Annotated in this window: 1 protein-coding gene; it reads right to left on the bottom strand. The window is 58.6% G+C overall.

The window, feature by feature from the left end:
• On the bottom strand, nt 1-531 hold a 531-nt coding region (locus JNK74_30120; GenBank protein ID MBL7650426.1), incomplete at both ends, for a type I restriction endonuclease subunit R.

Genomic DNA, 531 nt, shown 5'->3' with positions numbered 1-531 from the left:
TGCGGATCGCCAGCGCGTGACGTTCCGCGTAGTGACGCAGGCGCTTCATGGCCTTTTTCTTGTCGAAGGCCGGATCGTCTTCGATGGCTTTCGCCAGTCGCCAGTAGCTTTCCACCGGGGTGTAGTTCTGGAGCACGTCCATGATGAAGCCTTCCTGGATGGCCTGTTTCATGGTGTAGGTGTCGAAGGCAACAAACTTTTTTTCACTACCGATCCGTACTTCCGTGCCGAACAGTTCCAGCGTGCGGCCCTTGGGGGTGGCGGTGAAGCCGAAATAGCTGGCGTTATCGATCATGCGCCGCTGTTGGATGATGCGGGCGATGATTGCGTCGGAGGTTTCGGTTTCCTCCGTCGCCACGTTGGACAAGGCCATGCTCATCTGCGCCGCCGTGCGCCCGCCCTGGCTGGAATGGGCTTCGTCGATGATGATGGCGTAGCGCCGCTCGCGGTGGCTGTTGCCCAGTTCGTCCAGCACGAACGGGAATTTTTGCAGCGTGGTGATGATGATTTTCTTGCCGCCGTTGATGAAGT

The sequence above is a fragment of the Candidatus Hydrogenedentota bacterium genome (assembly GCA_016791475.1).
Classification (GTDB): domain Bacteria; phylum Hydrogenedentota; class Hydrogenedentia; order Hydrogenedentales; family JAEUWI01; genus JAEUWI01.
This window is presented reverse-complemented; position numbering and strand designations above follow the sequence as displayed.